Source organism: Prochlorococcus marinus str. MIT 9313, from assembly GCF_000011485.1.
GTDB classification, from domain to species: Bacteria; Cyanobacteriota; Cyanobacteriia; order PCC-6307; family Cyanobiaceae; genus Prochlorococcus; species Prochlorococcus marinus_D.
Map to the genome: position 1 here is coordinate 1,974,149 of NC_005071.1, position 14,363 is coordinate 1,988,511.

17 protein-coding genes are annotated in these 14,363 nt (G+C 54.0%); 9 read left to right on the plus strand and 8 right to left on the minus strand.

Going from position 1 to position 14,363, the window contains the following annotated elements:
• Window positions 1–12: 12 nt before the first annotated feature.
• Window positions 13–627, minus strand: a complete 615-nt coding sequence (locus tag AKG35_RS09995; RefSeq protein ID WP_011131234.1) for a hypothetical protein — start codon at window positions 625–627, stop codon at window positions 13–15.
• Here AKG35_RS09995 and pyrE point away from each other — a divergent pair.
• Window positions 627–1,217 (plus strand): orotate phosphoribosyltransferase, encoded by a 591-nt coding sequence (gene pyrE / locus AKG35_RS10000; RefSeq protein WP_011131235.1) that lies wholly within the window; start codon window positions 627–629, stop codon window positions 1,215–1,217. The genes AKG35_RS09995 and pyrE overlap by 1 nt on opposite strands.
• Window positions 1,214–2,065 carry a YgfZ/GcvT domain-containing protein gene (locus tag AKG35_RS10005; protein ID WP_011131236.1) on the plus strand — a complete coding sequence of 284 codons (852 nt, stop codon included), beginning with the start codon at window positions 1,214–1,216 and terminating at the stop codon, window positions 2,063–2,065. The genes pyrE and AKG35_RS10005 overlap by 4 nt, the downstream gene beginning before the upstream one ends.
• Window positions 2,066–2,086: 21 nt before the next feature.
• On the opposite strand, the gene AKG35_RS10010 is transcribed toward AKG35_RS10005, so the two are convergent.
• Entirely contained in the window at window positions 2,087–3,568 is a 1,482-nt protein-coding gene (locus AKG35_RS10010; RefSeq protein WP_011131237.1) for a TM0106 family RecB-like putative nuclease, read from the minus strand.
• A 53-nt stretch (window positions 3,569–3,621) separates the two neighbouring features.
• On the opposite strand from AKG35_RS10010, the gene AKG35_RS10015 reads away from it, so the two are divergent.
• The gene (locus tag AKG35_RS10015) at window positions 3,622–5,085 is read left to right on the plus strand and encodes a phosphoglucomutase/phosphomannomutase family protein (RefSeq protein ID WP_011131238.1); all 1,464 of its coding nucleotides are present in this window, start codon (window positions 3,622–3,624) and stop codon (window positions 5,083–5,085) included.
• Window positions 5,082–5,693 (plus strand): RdgB/HAM1 family non-canonical purine NTP pyrophosphatase, encoded by a 612-nt coding sequence (gene rdgB / locus AKG35_RS10020; protein ID WP_011131239.1) that lies wholly within the window; start codon window positions 5,082–5,084, stop codon window positions 5,691–5,693. The genes AKG35_RS10015 and rdgB overlap by 4 nt, the downstream gene beginning before the upstream one ends.
• A 38-nt stretch (window positions 5,694–5,731) precedes the next feature.
• Here rdgB and AKG35_RS10025 read toward each other — a convergent pair whose 3' ends face one another.
• Window positions 5,732–6,946 (minus strand): MFS transporter, encoded by a 1,215-nt coding sequence (locus AKG35_RS10025; RefSeq protein ID WP_011131240.1) that lies wholly within the window; start codon window positions 6,944–6,946, stop codon window positions 5,732–5,734.
• A 52-nt stretch (window positions 6,947–6,998) separates the two neighbouring features.
• Window positions 6,999–7,700: an SIMPL domain-containing protein gene (locus tag AKG35_RS10030; protein WP_236069591.1), complete on the minus strand. Its 702-nt coding sequence runs from the start codon at window positions 7,698–7,700 to the stop codon at window positions 6,999–7,001.
• Between the two features lie 357 nt (window positions 7,701–8,057).
• Between AKG35_RS10030 and AKG35_RS10035 the strand changes: the two genes are divergently transcribed.
• The 4 genes from AKG35_RS10035 to AKG35_RS10050 are packed head-to-tail and all read left to right on the plus strand — an operon-like array spanning window position 8,058 to window position 9,924.
• Entirely contained in the window at window positions 8,058–8,366 is a 309-nt protein-coding gene (locus AKG35_RS10035; protein ID WP_011131242.1) for a hypothetical protein, read from the plus strand.
• A 27-nt stretch (window positions 8,367–8,393) separates the two neighbouring features.
• Window positions 8,394–8,807, plus strand: coding sequence for a hypothetical protein (locus AKG35_RS10040; protein WP_011131243.1), 414 nt, complete (start codon window positions 8,394–8,396; stop codon window positions 8,805–8,807).
• Window positions 8,808–8,820: 13 nt separating this feature from the next.
• Window positions 8,821–9,138, plus strand: coding sequence for a hypothetical protein (locus AKG35_RS13565; protein ID WP_041384691.1), 318 nt, complete (start codon window positions 8,821–8,823; stop codon window positions 9,136–9,138).
• 12 nt (window positions 9,139–9,150) lie between these two features.
• Complete coding sequence (locus tag AKG35_RS10050) at window positions 9,151–9,924, plus strand: calcium-binding protein (RefSeq protein WP_011131244.1); 774 nt, start codon at window positions 9,151–9,153, stop codon at window positions 9,922–9,924.
• Between the two features lie 88 nt (window positions 9,925–10,012).
• Here the strand turns inward: AKG35_RS10050 and AKG35_RS10055 are convergent, their stop codons facing one another.
• The 4 genes from AKG35_RS10055 to AKG35_RS10070 all read right to left on the minus strand — a co-directional run bounded on the left by AKG35_RS10055 (window position 10,013) and on the right by AKG35_RS10070 (window position 13,705).
• Window positions 10,013–11,536, minus strand: a complete 1,524-nt coding sequence (locus AKG35_RS10055) for a carotenoid oxygenase family protein (protein WP_011131245.1) — start codon at window positions 11,534–11,536, stop codon at window positions 10,013–10,015.
• Between the two features lie 66 nt (window positions 11,537–11,602).
• On the minus strand, window positions 11,603–12,232 hold the full coding sequence (gene hisB, locus AKG35_RS10060; RefSeq protein WP_011131246.1) for an imidazoleglycerol-phosphate dehydratase HisB: 630 nt from the start codon (window positions 12,230–12,232) through the stop codon (window positions 11,603–11,605).
• Window positions 12,233–12,259: 27 nt separating this feature from the next.
• A complete protein-coding gene (fabI, locus tag AKG35_RS10065) occupies window positions 12,260–13,042 on the minus strand; it encodes an enoyl-ACP reductase FabI (RefSeq protein ID WP_011131247.1) in 783 nt (260 codons plus the stop codon).
• Between the two features lie 99 nt (window positions 13,043–13,141).
• Entirely contained in the window at window positions 13,142–13,705 is a 564-nt protein-coding gene (locus tag AKG35_RS10070; RefSeq protein ID WP_052646194.1) for a hypothetical protein, read from the minus strand.
• A 33-nt stretch (window positions 13,706–13,738) separates the two neighbouring features.
• Here AKG35_RS10070 and AKG35_RS10075 point away from each other — a divergent pair, with 33 nt between their 5' ends.
• Complete coding sequence (locus AKG35_RS10075) at window positions 13,739–14,359, plus strand: thioredoxin family protein (protein ID WP_236069592.1); 621 nt, start codon at window positions 13,739–13,741, stop codon at window positions 14,357–14,359.
• The last annotated feature ends 4 nt before the right edge of the window (window positions 14,360–14,363 follow it).

Genomic DNA, 14,363 nt, shown 5'->3' on the forward strand with positions numbered 1-14,363 from the left:
TCAATCACGGATCTACCACATGCCACGGATAGGAGTGAAGGGCTCAGGCGCCACATTCATCTCAGGACCATCCTCCACCATGACAATTTCTGAAGGAACATCCCCCGCAAGGCTGTTGTCAAAACCGCTGGAGATATCAACAGTTCGCCAAGGTAGGGAAGGACTCTGCTCTTCTAGAAGCACCTGATAGGTGTTCTGCACAGCAGAACCATCCCAGATGATCGTCTGATCAGGGAAACCAAATCCCATCAAGCGATTGCCCTCTTGACCGGCCACAGCGATGCCGAGCATATCCGTGAGCTGATGAAGCACATCCACACCCCGGACATAGGGAGCTGTCCAACTGTAAAAACGACGTTCGATTAAGGCACCAGTGGATTCCAGCGGTCCACATTGGCTCACCTCCACAGGGCCCTTCGACGACTGGTTGGCATCCGGTGCTTCAAGAGTCGTGGTGCAAACCACAGGCCTCGCCCAGGCCAAACCGCCACCCCATCCAGTGACTGCCAATGGTGTCACCAGGGCCAAACCAAGCATCCTTAGCTTATGGAAGGACACCCAAGCCATAACTGCAAAAAACACGGCTACGCGCAAACTAGGCAATGAATCCTTAACGCACCAGCCCAATGAGCCCTCTTCCCCCATCGGCGGAGGCCTGCCGCAATGAGCTGCTCAACCGGCTAGCGCGAGAGGCCTACCGCCATGGAGACTTCACCCTGGCCTCTGGTCGCCAAAGCAACCACTACGTGAACTGCAAGCCAGTCAGCCTCAGTGGATCTGGCCTGGCGTTGCTCGGCCTGGCCTTACTCAAATATGTAGAGCCCGATGCTGTTTGTGTCGCTGGCCTCACCCTCGGCGCCGATCCCTTGGTGAGTGCAGTAGCGATGGCAGCAGCACAAGCGGAACGCACTCTCAATGCGCTAATCGTGAGAAAGCAAGCCAAAGGCCATGGCACCGCTGCTTGGCTTGAAGGTCCACTACCTCCCAGCGGTGCACGCATCACCGTTTTGGAAGACGTTGTCACCACAGGCGGATCGTCACTCAAAGCCGTGCAACAGCTGCGTGAGACGGGCTATCTGGTGACACGCGTCGTCACGATCGTCGATCGACAAGAAGGTGGTGAAGAAGCCTTGAATGCTGCTGAGTTAGAGCTTGTCAGTTTGTACCAGCTCAATCAGGTCGCTGAGCGGGCCAGACAGCTGGAGACAGAGACATGAGCAGCTCGAGCAAGCAACGATGGGACGCCCTTAAACCCCTATTGAGGCTGGAGGGTTCTGGTAGTCGAGACTTTCTTCACGGCCAGACCAGTGCCGATCTGCTGGCTGCCGAAACAGGCTCCCTGCTGCGCTGCTGCTGGCTCACCGCCACAGGAAGGGTGCGGGCGCTGTTGGAGATTCGTCTGGATGAAAGAGGTGCAGATGTGCTTGTTCTCGCCGGCGATCACAACGCCGTCGCGACGGGATTTGAACAGGTGATCTTCCCTGCAGACCAGGTTCGACTGAAGCCGAGCAAGCCAATTCGACGCCTGCAGATACTGGCCCAACTCAAACAGGAGCAAACTCCTGAGGTGACCTGGCTGCTGCCAGACGAACCACTGCCAAAGCAATGGGCTGCTATGCAGCAGGCCAGTGCAGATCAAATTGAAAGCTGGCGACTCAAGCAAGGCCTGCCCCTTGAACCTGGTGAAATCAATGGCGATACAAACCCGTTTGAACTGGGACTAACCGCATGGGTGAGTCTCAGTAAGGGTTGTTACTTGGGGCAGGAAACCTTGGCCAAGCTGGCCAACAGCGGTGGTATCAAACAACAACTGCGCTACTGGCAAGCCAACCGCCCGATTGCCGTAGGCCAAAAACTAATCAATCTTGAGCCAGAGGCAGGTGTCAACAATCGAGCAGGGGTCATTACTTCAGTGATGCAAGACCAAGCCTCAACAGGCAGCCATGGCTTGGCCTTGGTGCGCCGCAAGTCGCTAACAGAGGCTGAACTATGCCTGGCGGAAGACTCAACAAGAGTGCGCCTCTCCATTCCTACGGGATTTGTGACTCCACCCATGAATGACTGAACATGGCTTGACGATGCCCAGCTACTCGTCTTGCTTTAACAGCTCGTCTTGCTTTAACAGCCATGCCGCCACGGCCCAAGTGGCGAGACAATCATCGTGGTTGTAATCAAAGATCCAACGCAGGGAATAGGAACTGCCGCGATCTTGAAGACCTGAACCACGCCACTGGCGCCACCAAAGCAGAGCTCGAGCCCCATCGACACCCACCTGACGCCAACAAAATCCCAGCCAACTCGCCACGCACTTCAACCCATAGCTGTTTAAAGGCAATCGCCAAGAACGCCGCACCCGATCGTGCACATCAATCATGCGCTTGCTCAGTGCACTCAACTCAGCCGCGTCAACTCCCTGCCGCTTAGCCATACGGCGAAGAGCTAGAGACTCCGTTTCGCCGTAATGCATCACTGGCCAGTCGGGATAACTCTTCAGCATGCGTTGCAACCGCTGCCAGCAACGTGCCTCGCCGTGCTCATAAAGCACCAAAAAGGGGTGATACTGCGCGCCCTCTAAATCCCAACTGCCATCTGGCCTGCGGCCCAGCCGGACAAAACCATGCAGAAAATCATCGCGAGCATCTGGATCAGATTCGATGTCGTACAACAACACGCCAGGGGCAGTGGCCAGTTCCGGTAAAGCTGATGCGGAGTCCAAGCGCTCATAACGACCATCCCGCTGAGCCCGGGCCTGAGCGACAAGCTCACAAGCCACTTCCCCGTGCTGCTCACCGAAATGTTGCAAACGACTTCCGAGCTCATTCGGATCGGCTGCCGCTAAATCCTGCAAACCAAGGATCCCCAGTTCCTGAAGCATCTGCCGTCGACGAGTCCCGATACCGCTCACCTCACTGAGATGTCCCTCTACAGAAGCCACGGCATTGCAAACACCTCGCCAGGAACACAACTTGCACTTACGCCGATCAGCAACCAAAGGCGGAGGCTCACTCAGCTCGAGGTCTGCGGCCAACTTGACCAGGACATCATCAAGCTGCCGCTGCAGCCCGCCCAGCAATGAAACTCGTTCCATGTGAAGACTGCGACCAGCTCCGGCCAAAGCCAAGCCTTCAGGCACGGGAGCCGACTGCAGCGGTGCCAATAAACGACCAGCAAGGGCCAAAGCCAAGCGATGCTCTCTGGTCAAGCGTCGACCCTGACGTGCAAGCACCGGTCGGTAAGCAAATGCCCCCCAACGACTTTGCCCCTCGACCCTCTGCAGCAATGGCGGATGGGCCTCCAATAACTGCCCCGCAGGACCAACCCCCTTAAGCCTCAGCCCCACAACCCCTGGGCAGCCTTGACTGCAACCGTCTAGACCCCTGCATGGTTTGCGCGGCAACAAAGCAACAAAGTTGCGCTGCTGATCATCAAGTTGCAGAGTGCGGTGAGCAGTCCAGAGCCGTTGCTCTCCATCGCCATAAAGGTCTAACCAAGCCCTACGACGACAGCGCAGCCAACTACGCAGCAAGCGATCAGTCAGAACGTTGGCAGCGAGAGGGGTGGCACCCATCAGCCGACGTTACGGTGGCTGCCTGCTAGATCCAGTCCATTAGTTGATCATTTATGGCATCGGCCCCCCTGCCGCTGGCCGCGGCCCCCATCCACTTCGGTACCGACGGTTGGCGCGGGGTCATCGGCGTAGATATCACAGTCGAAAGGTTGTTAACCGTTGCTGCTGCTGCTGCACAGGAGCTGGCCTATCGCGCACCCACAGAACTCAAAAGCCGCTCAGTGATCATCGGCTACGACCGCCGCTTTCTAGCTCCGGAAATGGCAGAGGCCATTGCTGCCGCCGTGCGCGGCTGTGAGCTGGAGCCCTTACTCACCGAAACGCCTGTGCCGACACCTGCCTGCAGCTGGGCAGTCGTTCAACATCAGGCCATTGGCGCCTTAGTGGTGACAGCCAGTCACAATCCGCCGGAATGGTTAGGGCTAAAAATCAAGGGGGCCTTTGGCGGCTCAGTGGAAGACACTTTCACCGCAGCGGTGGAACAGCGACTTGCTGCCGGAGGGATCTCAGTACCCATCAATGGGATTACCAAGCGATTTGATGGGCGTGGACAGCATCTCAAAGGATTGCGAGAGAAGCTCGATTTAACGTCTCTGATCAAGGGCCTGCAGAAGATGGGGCTCAAGGTCATCATCGATCCGATGCACGGTTCAGCAGCGGGTTGCATTGCCGAGCTACTGGACCCGCACAACCAGGGCTTGGTTCAAGAAATTCGCGCCCAGCGCGACCCGTTGTTCGGCGGCAACCCGCCCGAACCCCTCGCCCCATATCTGAGCCAGCTGATCGCAGCTGTGCAGGCCTCCAGCGCTACCGGACAACCCGCCGTGGGTCTTGTGTTCGATGGCGATGGCGACCGCATTGCAGCCATAGATGAAGCTGGCAACTTCTGCAGCACCCAGCTGCTGATGCCCCTCCTGATTGACCACCTCGCCCGAGCCAAACAACTGCCAGGCAAGGTTGTAAAAACCGTGAGTGGCTCTGACCTGATGCGTCTAGTTGCTGAGGATCTAGGCCGGGAGGTGCTGGAACTACCGGTTGGTTTCAAATACATCGCCGCTGAAATGCTCAGCGGCGATGTGCTGGTGGGAGGTGAGGAATCAGGAGGGGTGGGCTTCGGAATGCACCTACCTGAAAGGGATGCCCTCTTTGCAGCCCTGCTTGTACTGGAAGCACTTGTGGAGGGAGGGCAGCCCCTCGGCGCACGCATGAAAGCCCTGCAAGAGCGTTGTAGGGGGAGCAGTTTTTACGAACGCTTCGATCTACGCCTTGCTGACATGGACTCGCGACAACGACTAGAAACTCTGCTTGAGCAAACCCCTCCAGCCACAGTTGCTGATCAACCCGTTCAGACCGTGATCCGTACAGATGGCGTGAAATTTCGACTTGGACCTAGCCACTGGTTGATGCTGCGTTTCTCCGGCACCGAACCCCTGCTCAGGATCTACTGCGAAGCTCCCAGCGAGACAGACGTCAAAGCAGCTCTGAACTGGGCAAAGCAGCTCGCAGAACGAACATGAGCAGCAATGAATTGACAGAGCGGGTGCTGGTGATCGCTAGCGGCAATGCTGGCAAAATTCGCGAGTTCCGTCAGTTGCTGGCTCACCTGCCGCTCAGCGTGCAAGCCCAACCCAAAGATCTTGCCGTGGAAGAAACAGGCCAGACCTTTGCAGAAAATGCACGCATCAAGGCCTTGACAGTTGCTCAAGCCACGGGGCAATGGGCCCTCGCAGACGACTCCGGACTCAGCGTAGAGGCACTGGCAGGCGCCCCTGGGGTGTATTCAGCCCGCTATGCCGCGAGTGATGCCCTAAGGATTGAGCGCCTACTACAAGAACTCAAAGGGATCGATGATCGCCGCGCTCACTTCAGCGCTGCTCTTTGCATCGCATCTGAGACGAATGAAGTTTTACTGGAGGTCGAAGGCCGCTGCGAAGGTTTAATCACCCACGCAGCTCGAGGAGAAAAGGGCTTCGGCTATGACCCGATCTTCGAAGTCGACGCAACCGGCACAACCTTTGCAGAGATGACTATTGAGCAAAAACGCCAATGGAGCCACAGAGGTTGCGCCTTTGCCCTGTTAGATCCAGCCCTGCAAGAACTGCTCCACAAACAAAACAAGCCCTAAACGCGAGACCACCGAATCGCTAAACAATCAATCCACTCTCAACTAAGGAATTGAGCAGATCGCTTGATGGTGTTGATCTGAAGCAAGGCAGCCAAAATGATCCCCAACAAAGCAAGGCTGCCGTAGGTCAACACCACCAGAGTTGTATTGCCAGGGGTCGATACCTGCAGCAATACCCCAGAGAGCATGATCATCAACGCTCCCATCAACGTGCCTGCTGTATTCACAAAAGCGACAACAAGAGCCGTTTGAGCTGGAGGAGCTTCAGCTTCTGCAAGAGGAAAAGCCAAAACACTCGTACCAAGGCCCAGACCAAGAATGGCTCCAGCCAAAATCAAAACGATGACGGATTGAGGGTTGGTCGCCACCAAGACCAGCAGAGCGGCGGCGGCGCTGCAGCTGCCCGCCAACAAGATGGGAGCACGCCTGGACTGATGACTGCCAAGCCAACCTGCCCCAAGCATTCCTACGGATGTAAAGAGGGAAAGAACCATGCCCACGCCCACCTTGAGGGAACCGCTCCACCCCTCAACCTCGGACAGCAAGCCATATTGACAAAAGCCAAAAAGAGTTCCAGCACCCCAGGCATAAATCAAGGCCGCATGAACAACCTTCTTGATGGCATCGGCACTCCAGCGCCCTGAATGATCAGCAACTTGGCGTTCGCGGATCGATTGGCTTGGCTTTGCACGACTCTGCTGCGAGCTGGCAACAACCACGACAACTAACGGTGTTGCCACCAGCAAAGCCAGCACCATGATCTGCAACGTCACCTGCTGCCGCCAGGAGCCCAAATGGATCAAGACAGGCATCAAGGCAGCCAAGGCGGCGCCAAAACCAAGCAGGCTGTCGGTAGCACCCATCGCCAAGGCAAAACGCTGCGGCGGCAGGGTTCGCCTCGCAAGCAGCCCTGAGGCCGGGAAGGCAACAGCACAAGCAAGACCCATGCCAGCGCGGCTGATGATCAAGCCATCAAGGGTTTCAGCTCGAGCGAAGGCCAAAGTCAGTGCAGTAGCCGTGATGGCGCCGAGTAACAGCCAACGTTCGGCACGGCCACGATCCAACACCCAACCGACAGGAATCTGAACGAGGCCATAGGGCAGCAGGAAGGCTCCCCCCACAACGGCAACATCAGCAGAGGAGAGAGCAAGCTCATCAGCGAGCGATTGATCGAAATATTGAAAGCTCGTTTCAGACCAAACCATCCAGGCCACGAAGAGCAGGCTGAGGATCCAAAGCAAGCGATCGCGCATCAAGTCATTGAAGACATCCAGGAAAATGTATTGGCTGCGAATCTGTTTGTCTTCAAGACAAGCAGTAATCGAGATTCAGCGTGAGCGACTGGCGCGGCTGCGGTGCTTCGTCGGGATTGAAGCTTGAGCTTGCTGCTTTTGAAAAACTGAGCGGGCGTATCGCCCTCCCAGCACGCTGATCAATGCGTAGCAATCTCACCTGCTTGAGGCCAAGTGCATCAGAGGTGGTTTCAGCCTGATGCTTGCCCTGCTTTAGAGCCCTACGCAACAACTGATTCTTCAATTGCTGTTCGCTAGCAAGATCAGCACGTGAAGACATGCCTTGCAAATCAACGCCAGGCAACCTGCCTGCGATCTGAATCAACGCGTCGTAATTGGATCGGCCCACCTCACCACTGACGCTGGTAAAAGCACGCTGCAAGAGTGGTTTGCCGCTATTGCCATCCATGGCATAACTGCGTGGAGCAGGAATCTTTAGATCGCCCAGGCTGAGTGGCCGCACGCGACTGCGAACTGTGGCTAAGCGCTGATTGAGCTGATCCATGGCTGCCGATGAAGTTTTCCCCTCGGCTTCAACTTGCAAGGAAAAACGAAAGCGATCTGAACGCAGCACTCCACTTTCACGAACACTGAGCTGCAGCAAAGTGCCATCACATCGAAGCTCACCAGCATGAGCAGGCGAGCTTGCTAAGCCCATCAATCCACTAGAGCCAACAAGCAAGCCAAACATCAAAGGAGAGCACAACAACCGCATCGAAGCTGAAAACATTTGAGATTCAGATCTCTAATTTAGATCTAGCGCCCTTGAGCCATCAAAGTGTGAATGAATTACATAGCAAAGGCGCCAATTCACAACCAAACATGACTGGAGAGCAATGGATTCCCTTTTACTTTCTCCAACAAAATTGATCAATTGAATAGCAATGGTCACAAGTCAACACAAAGCCGCAATGCTTTGCGGTGCCTATAGAATATTGCCCTATCATCAATCAATCCAAACTTCACATTACTGGCTAATCAGATCTTTCCAAATCCAAATCCAGAAGGCTCTATATATACTGTAGGAGATGGCGATTATAACGAGGAAATCTATCAAAATCTTGGCACGCTGGTGAGTAACGGTCTGCTGACGGTGCAATCGCCCGAGAAAGGACAAAAGAGTGAGCTGAACAATATCGACGGTGGCACGATAAAGAACAGCGGCACGCTGACAATCGGCTACAACGGCTTGCTGAATAACGACAAAAGCAGCGCCCTGTACAACAGCGGCGCAATAAATATCATGGCACTACTTAATGTTCGCGTAGGGGAGAGTGGCGGCGAAATGAAAAATTCGGGCACGATTTATAACGACGGCATAGTGCATAACATGAGTTCTTTGATGAACTTCGGAATGCTGATAAACAATAACGTGTTGTAAAACACCCAAACTTTTGCTTTTTATAACTTGGGCACGCTGGAAAACAAGGGCGGAACAATAAACAACCAAGGCGTCCTCTTTTGCACTTATGCACCTCACTTCCCAGAAGCATCGGGTTCAGTTGATGGTGGCAAGATATATCTCTATGACAGCGGTACGCTGAACAACAACGCCTGGCTGTGCATAAAGGCTCGCTCCAGGCTCGATATCGACGCGAGCAGTACGTTGAATAACCTCAGTTTCCTGCAGATCATCGGTGACGAAGGGGGAGGCACGCTAGACAACAATGGCGGTACGGTAAACAACAAGTGTGGTGACACGCCGCCAGGCGAAGATGATGATTTTGGGGGTCTCAAAGTGTATGCCGGCAAGCTGAATATAAATAACGGTGGCAAGTTGTACAGCTACGGCAGCAGTACGATAAAGACCGGTTCTGAATAATAAGAGTGGTGAGTTGAACGTCTACGATGATGGCAAGTTATGCAACTATGACAGCAGCACGCTGAATAACGCAGGCAAGTTAAATATCAACAACAGCAGTCTTGATAACTACGACAGCAGCACGCTGAACAACATCGGCACGCTGAACATCAACACTAATTCCGCGGTCGTCAACAACACTTTCAGCACGATCAACAACGACGGGATTATCAATAATGCCAACAATGATTTAGGCGAAAGAGGCTTTAGTAATAATGGAACAAATCAAGGCTCCGACAAAATTCTAGGCAGTTGGCAAGACTATGGAACTCTCAAACCTGGAAATTCCTAAGCCGCAGCTAGAATGTTGGTTGATGGCAACTATTACAAGAAAGGTGGCTCTACAGAAATAGAACTAGGAGGTACAGCCGGTGGATGGTGGAAATTTGCAGAATTCGATCGGATTGAGATTACTGGCGATCTAGAACTTGCCGGGGATTTACGTGTCTTAGCGATCAATTATTTCCAGCTTTCTGCTGGTGATTCATTTGTAATTACTAGAGTTGATGGAGATCTCGATGGTCAATATGATGGTCTCAATGAGGGAGATTCAGTCGGGAGTTTTGAAAGTGATAACAGTGGCATCCTTGAGCTCTTCATTACCTACAAAGGTGGTGATGGCAATGATATTGAGCTGTATACGGAATCAGTCTCTGGTGTTCTTCCTGAGAGCTTGCGTGAGCCAAGAATCATTGGTTCTGCTGCTGATGATTCCTTAACTGGAACCTCTGCAGATGAAGTGATCTTTGGTGGTAGTGGTGATGATGTTTTGCTAGGAGGCGGTGGAGATAATCAAGTTACTGGAGGAAATGGCGATGATCGGCTATATGGTGGTTTCGGTGATGACATTCTCAAAGGTGATCGAGGCGCTGATACCTACAGGCTGAGTCGTGGTAATGATGTGATCATCGCCTTTTCACTCGCTGAAAACGATCGCATCTCTGTAGCAGATGGAGTGGACCTTTCCTTTAAGCAAGTTGGTGATGATCTATTGATCACAGCAGATGGCATTCACACCACCTTGAAGGATGTTGATAAGGGTGAGTTTCTCGCCGCTGATGTGATTGACTTTATCTAGTCAACCAACCAAATCCTGAAGCTCAGAGCGAACAAATTCCAAATAAGCTTGGAATTTGTTCGCCAATCAACACCCTAAACTCAATCAATCAATCAGCAGCAACCCAACTGCCATGTAATCCGTATGGAATGGTTATAGGCATCTCAAGCACTGCCTGCTCGCTTAAATCGTTTGCATTCAAAATCAACAACTGACTGGCACGACGCTCTCCATTCCATACAAAAACCAACAGCCAACCATCATCCTCAGCTTCACTGCCAGGGCGTGGCACCATCAATGGCTCACTGACAAATCCACGCGGCGCTGCACTCCATAAGCATTGATCACCATTGCTCAAATCCAGTTTTTTGATCGCCTGTAGGGGGGCATAGCCGGTTTCACGCTCTGCCACAGCCATCCATGCATAACGAGCCGACAACCCTTCTCGGCGTGGATTGACCATCGCAAATTCACAACAACGCTCACTAAAGCGCTTGGTTTCAATTCCTTTCCCCAAAAGATTGATGCGGCACTGCTCTAATCGACCCTCAGGAAAAAAGTCAAAGTCCATCGAGAGGAAGTCCTCGCCGGGATCAATCGAGGGGTAATCGCTGTAGTAAATGCTCTCCAACACCAACTCATCCCCCTCCTCCCAAGCATTGAGATGGTGAAAAACAAAACCATCGGGAGCATCAAAGATGCGCGGCGGCTGCCCAGCAAAAGTGCCGCAATCACGAGGAATCAACCAAAACTTTGCCTGGCCTCCAGGCTTAGACGTTAAACATTGCGCCGCACCCTTCTGACCCAGCACAAACGGCAACGGATTGAAGTTGATCGCATTCTGCAAAAAAAGCGTCCAGTTGGGAGTAATCGCGAAGTCATGCAGAAAAGCAAAACCCTTAAAACTGTCTGTGCGATCACTGATGAGGCGTCCCGCATCTGGGCCCTGAGTGGCAAACTCCATCAGCCGGATCTTGCTAGTCGGCCCTGTGTTCACACCAAAGGTGACCATACGAGGATCGCCATGGTGGCCAGGATCGAAGCGGGGATGAGCGCTAAAAGCCTCTCCAGGCTTCAGCACCCCATTGAGACTCGAAAGCCCATGAGTTTCCAGGCTGACAGGGTCAAGCGCGTGCGGGCCAGCCGCCTCCCAAAGAGCCAGTAACTGATCGCCAAGTTGAACCACTTGGGTATTGGCAATGTTCTTGAAACGCACGTCAAAAGCATTCGCCTTCACCCCACCACGCTTCTGCGTGCCAAACACCCCCCGATAGAGGAAGCGACCGGCCTTTTCCTCTTCCTGCCAATATTTCGTTCGCACAAAGCGATTACTCAGCGTGGCCTTGCTATCGCTGAATCGCACAGCAGTGATCATGCCGTCACCATCAAAGGGGTGATGCACCCATTGCCCATCGCGTTCAAACCTGCCTGGACCATTGCGATAGTGGCTGCCTTGCAGTTCAGCTGGAATCTGTCCCCTCAGGGGACGTAAAGACACAGCATTGAGCTCTTGCTCAACATTGCAATAACCACTTGCCCAGTCATCCCGATCAAACCCGCCGGGTACATCTATTGAGGTCGCGGACACTGTTGAAGGGCTATCGCTCACTGTGCTCACTGCAAGGCTGATCAAGATTGACTAATCCTTACGCAAAAGGGCTTACAGCCGCGAGCGAGGAAATCCCCACTCCCCAAGCATTCAGCTCTTCTGCCCGCCAGCCTGCTCCAGCACACCCTTGCTGCTAGGTACTGCACCGGCCCTTCGCGGGTCGATTTCAATTGCCATGCGCAAAGCTCTGGCAAAGGCCTTGAAACAGGCTTCAACGATGTGGTGGGAATTGGTGCCTGCCAACTGGCGAATATGCAGGGTCAGGCCGCTGTTGTTCACAACTGCCACGAAGAACTCCTTCACCAACTCGCTGTCGTAGCTACCAATGCGCTCAGCGGGAATTTGCAGGCCATAACTGAGATGAGGCCTACCGGAGCAATCCAGAACGACCTGAACCAACGCCTCATCAAGTGGTGCCACAAAATGACCGAAGCGGTGGATGCCACGTCGATCTCCAAGTGCCTGAGATAGGGCCTGACCAACAGCAATACCCACATCCTCATTGGTGTGATGGTCATCGATGTGGGTGTCACCAGTCGCGGTGATCTCTAAATCCAGCAGGCCATGGCTGGAAAGCTGGTGAAGCATGTGATCGAGGAAGGCGACCCCCGTAGAAACGTTGCACTGACCACAGCCATCAAGCCCAACACGAACAAGCACGTCGGTTTCAGCGGTGACGCGATGAACATCCCCCTGTCTTAGCGACGTCATGATGCCCATCCAAATGAAGTCATGCTGCCAGTCAAATCACATTCCGTTAATGCAGTAACCAGCATCCACATAAAGCGTCTGACCGGAGATACCACTGGAAAGATCGCTCAGCAAGAACGCGGCTGTATTGCCCACTTCGATCTGGGTCACAGTGCGACGCAAGGGAGCCTTTTCTTCAACGTTATGAATCATCTCGAGGATGCCGCCGATCGCAGAACTAGCCAAGGTGCGAATTGGGCCAGCACTGATCGCGTTCACACGCACCTGCTTATCAGGGCCAAGTTCTGCAGAGAGATAACGCACTGAAGCCTCCAGAGCAGCCTTTGCAACACCCATCACGTTGTAATTCGGAATGGCACGATCTGCACCGAGATAGGTCAACGTCACAACCCCTGCACCATCACTAAACAAAGGCTTGGCGTGATGACAAAGCGGGGCCAGCGAGTAGGCACTGATCTCCAAGGCGCGTGCGAATCCCTCGGCCGAGGTGGCGCTGTAATCACCCACCAATTCCTCCTTGCCTGCAAAGGCAAGACAATGGACCAAACCATCCAACTGGCCCCACTGCTGGGCAATCACAGCAAACACCTCCTCGATCTGATTGCTGTCCTGCACATTCAAAGGCAAAAACAAACTGGGTTCTAGAGGAGCAGTGAGATCGCGCACCTTGCCTTCCGAACGGCCCCTTTCATCCGCCAAATAGGTGATTCCCAGCTCAGCGCCGGCGGCTTTCAACTGTTGAGCGATGCCCCAGGCAATGGAACGGTTGTTGGCGATACCTGTGACGAGGATCTTCTTACCGCTTAGATCGAGAAGCATCAGAGCGAACGCACTAGGGAACATTGGCAGCGATTCTCTCCCATGCCACGCCGAGTTTCACTGGATGCCCCGAATAAGGTCGCCAAGAGTTCTATTCGATCAGCTTCCAGACCAGTTGCCGTTTAACAACTCCTCCTGAAGCTTCCTCTCTTCTTCTGGATCCCTGAGCAGGTCTTCTTCCTCCAACGCAGGCAATCTCAAAGGCTTCACCTGATCAGCAGCGCGGGGCGGCTCCTGCCAACGCCATCTCGCCCTAGGTGCCCGATCAACACAAAGAGCCTTCAGCTCACGCTTCAAGGCACGGCGGACATCCCCGCGGGCCACTACCACGAAAAATTCCTTACGAGACGCAAGCCCTGAGCTGAATGGGGCATTGCCATTGCCATTGAAAAGCCTTGCAGGGTCTGGCAACCAACGGGGCGTACAGATCCCTGGATCACTGGTGTCCGTTTCGAGAAAGAGATGCACGCCATAGCCATCAGGCTCACTCACCACCGCCAGGCCGTCATGAGCTTGATGCCGCTGCAAGGGATAAATAGCCCAGCTGGGCTTGGAAGACGACGTCATACAGCCGTTAAGCACTACGGCCAAAGCCACTAACAGGAAGGTCTTACCTTTTGCATTGACTTGCTTCACGGCATTGATGCAGCCATGCAAAGTCATCCTGAACCAGCATTGAAGGGCTGCTTTCCCAACATGGCCCTCACTCCCTCCACGATGCTGCCTCTCGGGACCCCCTTACCGGCGTTTGAATTGAAGGTGGTACCCGGCACCAATCTTGAGATCGATGGCGGGCTTGGCGCCCTGAACACAATCAAAACAAGCAACCTGCCAACCAAGCCCCTCCTGCTGATGACGCTCTGCGCCCACTGCCCTTTCGTGAAACACATTGAAAAAGAACTGACCCATCTTGATCAGGACTACGGAGATTCCGTGCAGCTTCTGGCTATCGCCAGCAACAGTCTGATCACTCATCCCCAAGACGGTCCTGAGCAGCTCGCGGCTCAGGCAAAGCAACAAGGCTGGCGGTTCCCTTATCTACTGGATACTGACCAAAGCCTCGCCAAGGCCCTACAAGCCGCCTGCACCCCAGACTTCTTCCTATTTACCCCCTCTCCACAAGGACTGCAGCGACTCTGCTACCGCGGCCAACTGGATAACAGCCGCCCTGGGAACGATGCACCTGTGACTGGATCGGACCTACGTGCTGCCTTAGATGCCGTTTTGAACGGGCAGGATGTCTCTCCCCACCAGCAGGCCTCAATCGGCTGCAACATCAAGTGGCACCCAGGACAAGAGCCCCCCTGGTTCGGCTGATCTG

What these genes read in the sequence shown, in the direction of transcription:
- pyrE (WP_011131235.1), top strand. Translation starts at nt 627, where the DNA reads ATGAGCCCTCTTCCCCCATCGGCGGAGGCCTGCCGCAATGAGCTGCTC.
- AKG35_RS10005 (WP_011131236.1), top strand. Translation starts at nt 1,214, where the DNA reads ATGAGCAGCTCGAGCAAGCAACGATGGGACGCCCTTAAACCCCTATTG.
- AKG35_RS10010 (WP_011131237.1), bottom strand. Translation starts at nt 3,568, where the DNA reads ATGGGTGCCACCCCTCTCGCTGCCAACGTTCTGACTGATCGCTTGCTG.
- AKG35_RS10015 (WP_011131238.1), top strand. Translation starts at nt 3,622, where the DNA reads ATGGCATCGGCCCCCCTGCCGCTGGCCGCGGCCCCCATCCACTTCGGT.
- rdgB (WP_011131239.1), top strand. Translation starts at nt 5,082, where the DNA reads ATGAGCAGCAATGAATTGACAGAGCGGGTGCTGGTGATCGCTAGCGGC.
- AKG35_RS10025 (WP_011131240.1), bottom strand. Translation starts at nt 6,946, where the DNA reads ATGCGCGATCGCTTGCTTTGGATCCTCAGCCTGCTCTTCGTGGCCTGG.
- AKG35_RS10030 (WP_236069591.1), bottom strand. Translation starts at nt 7,700, where the DNA reads ATGCGGTTGTTGTGCTCTCCTTTGATGTTTGGCTTGCTTGTTGGCTCT.
- AKG35_RS10050 (WP_011131244.1), top strand. Translation starts at nt 9,151, where the DNA reads ATGTTGGTTGATGGCAACTATTACAAGAAAGGTGGCTCTACAGAAATA.
- hisB (WP_011131246.1), bottom strand. Translation starts at nt 12,232, where the DNA reads ATGGGCATCATGACGTCGCTAAGACAGGGGGATGTTCATCGCGTCACC.
- fabI (WP_011131247.1), bottom strand. Translation starts at nt 13,042, where the DNA reads ATGCTTCTCGATCTAAGCGGTAAGAAGATCCTCGTCACAGGTATCGCC.
- AKG35_RS10070 (WP_052646194.1), bottom strand. Translation starts at nt 13,705, where the DNA reads ATGACTTTGCATGGCTGCATCAATGCCGTGAAGCAAGTCAATGCAAAA.
- AKG35_RS10075 (WP_236069592.1), top strand. Translation starts at nt 13,739, where the DNA reads ATGGCCCTCACTCCCTCCACGATGCTGCCTCTCGGGACCCCCTTACCG.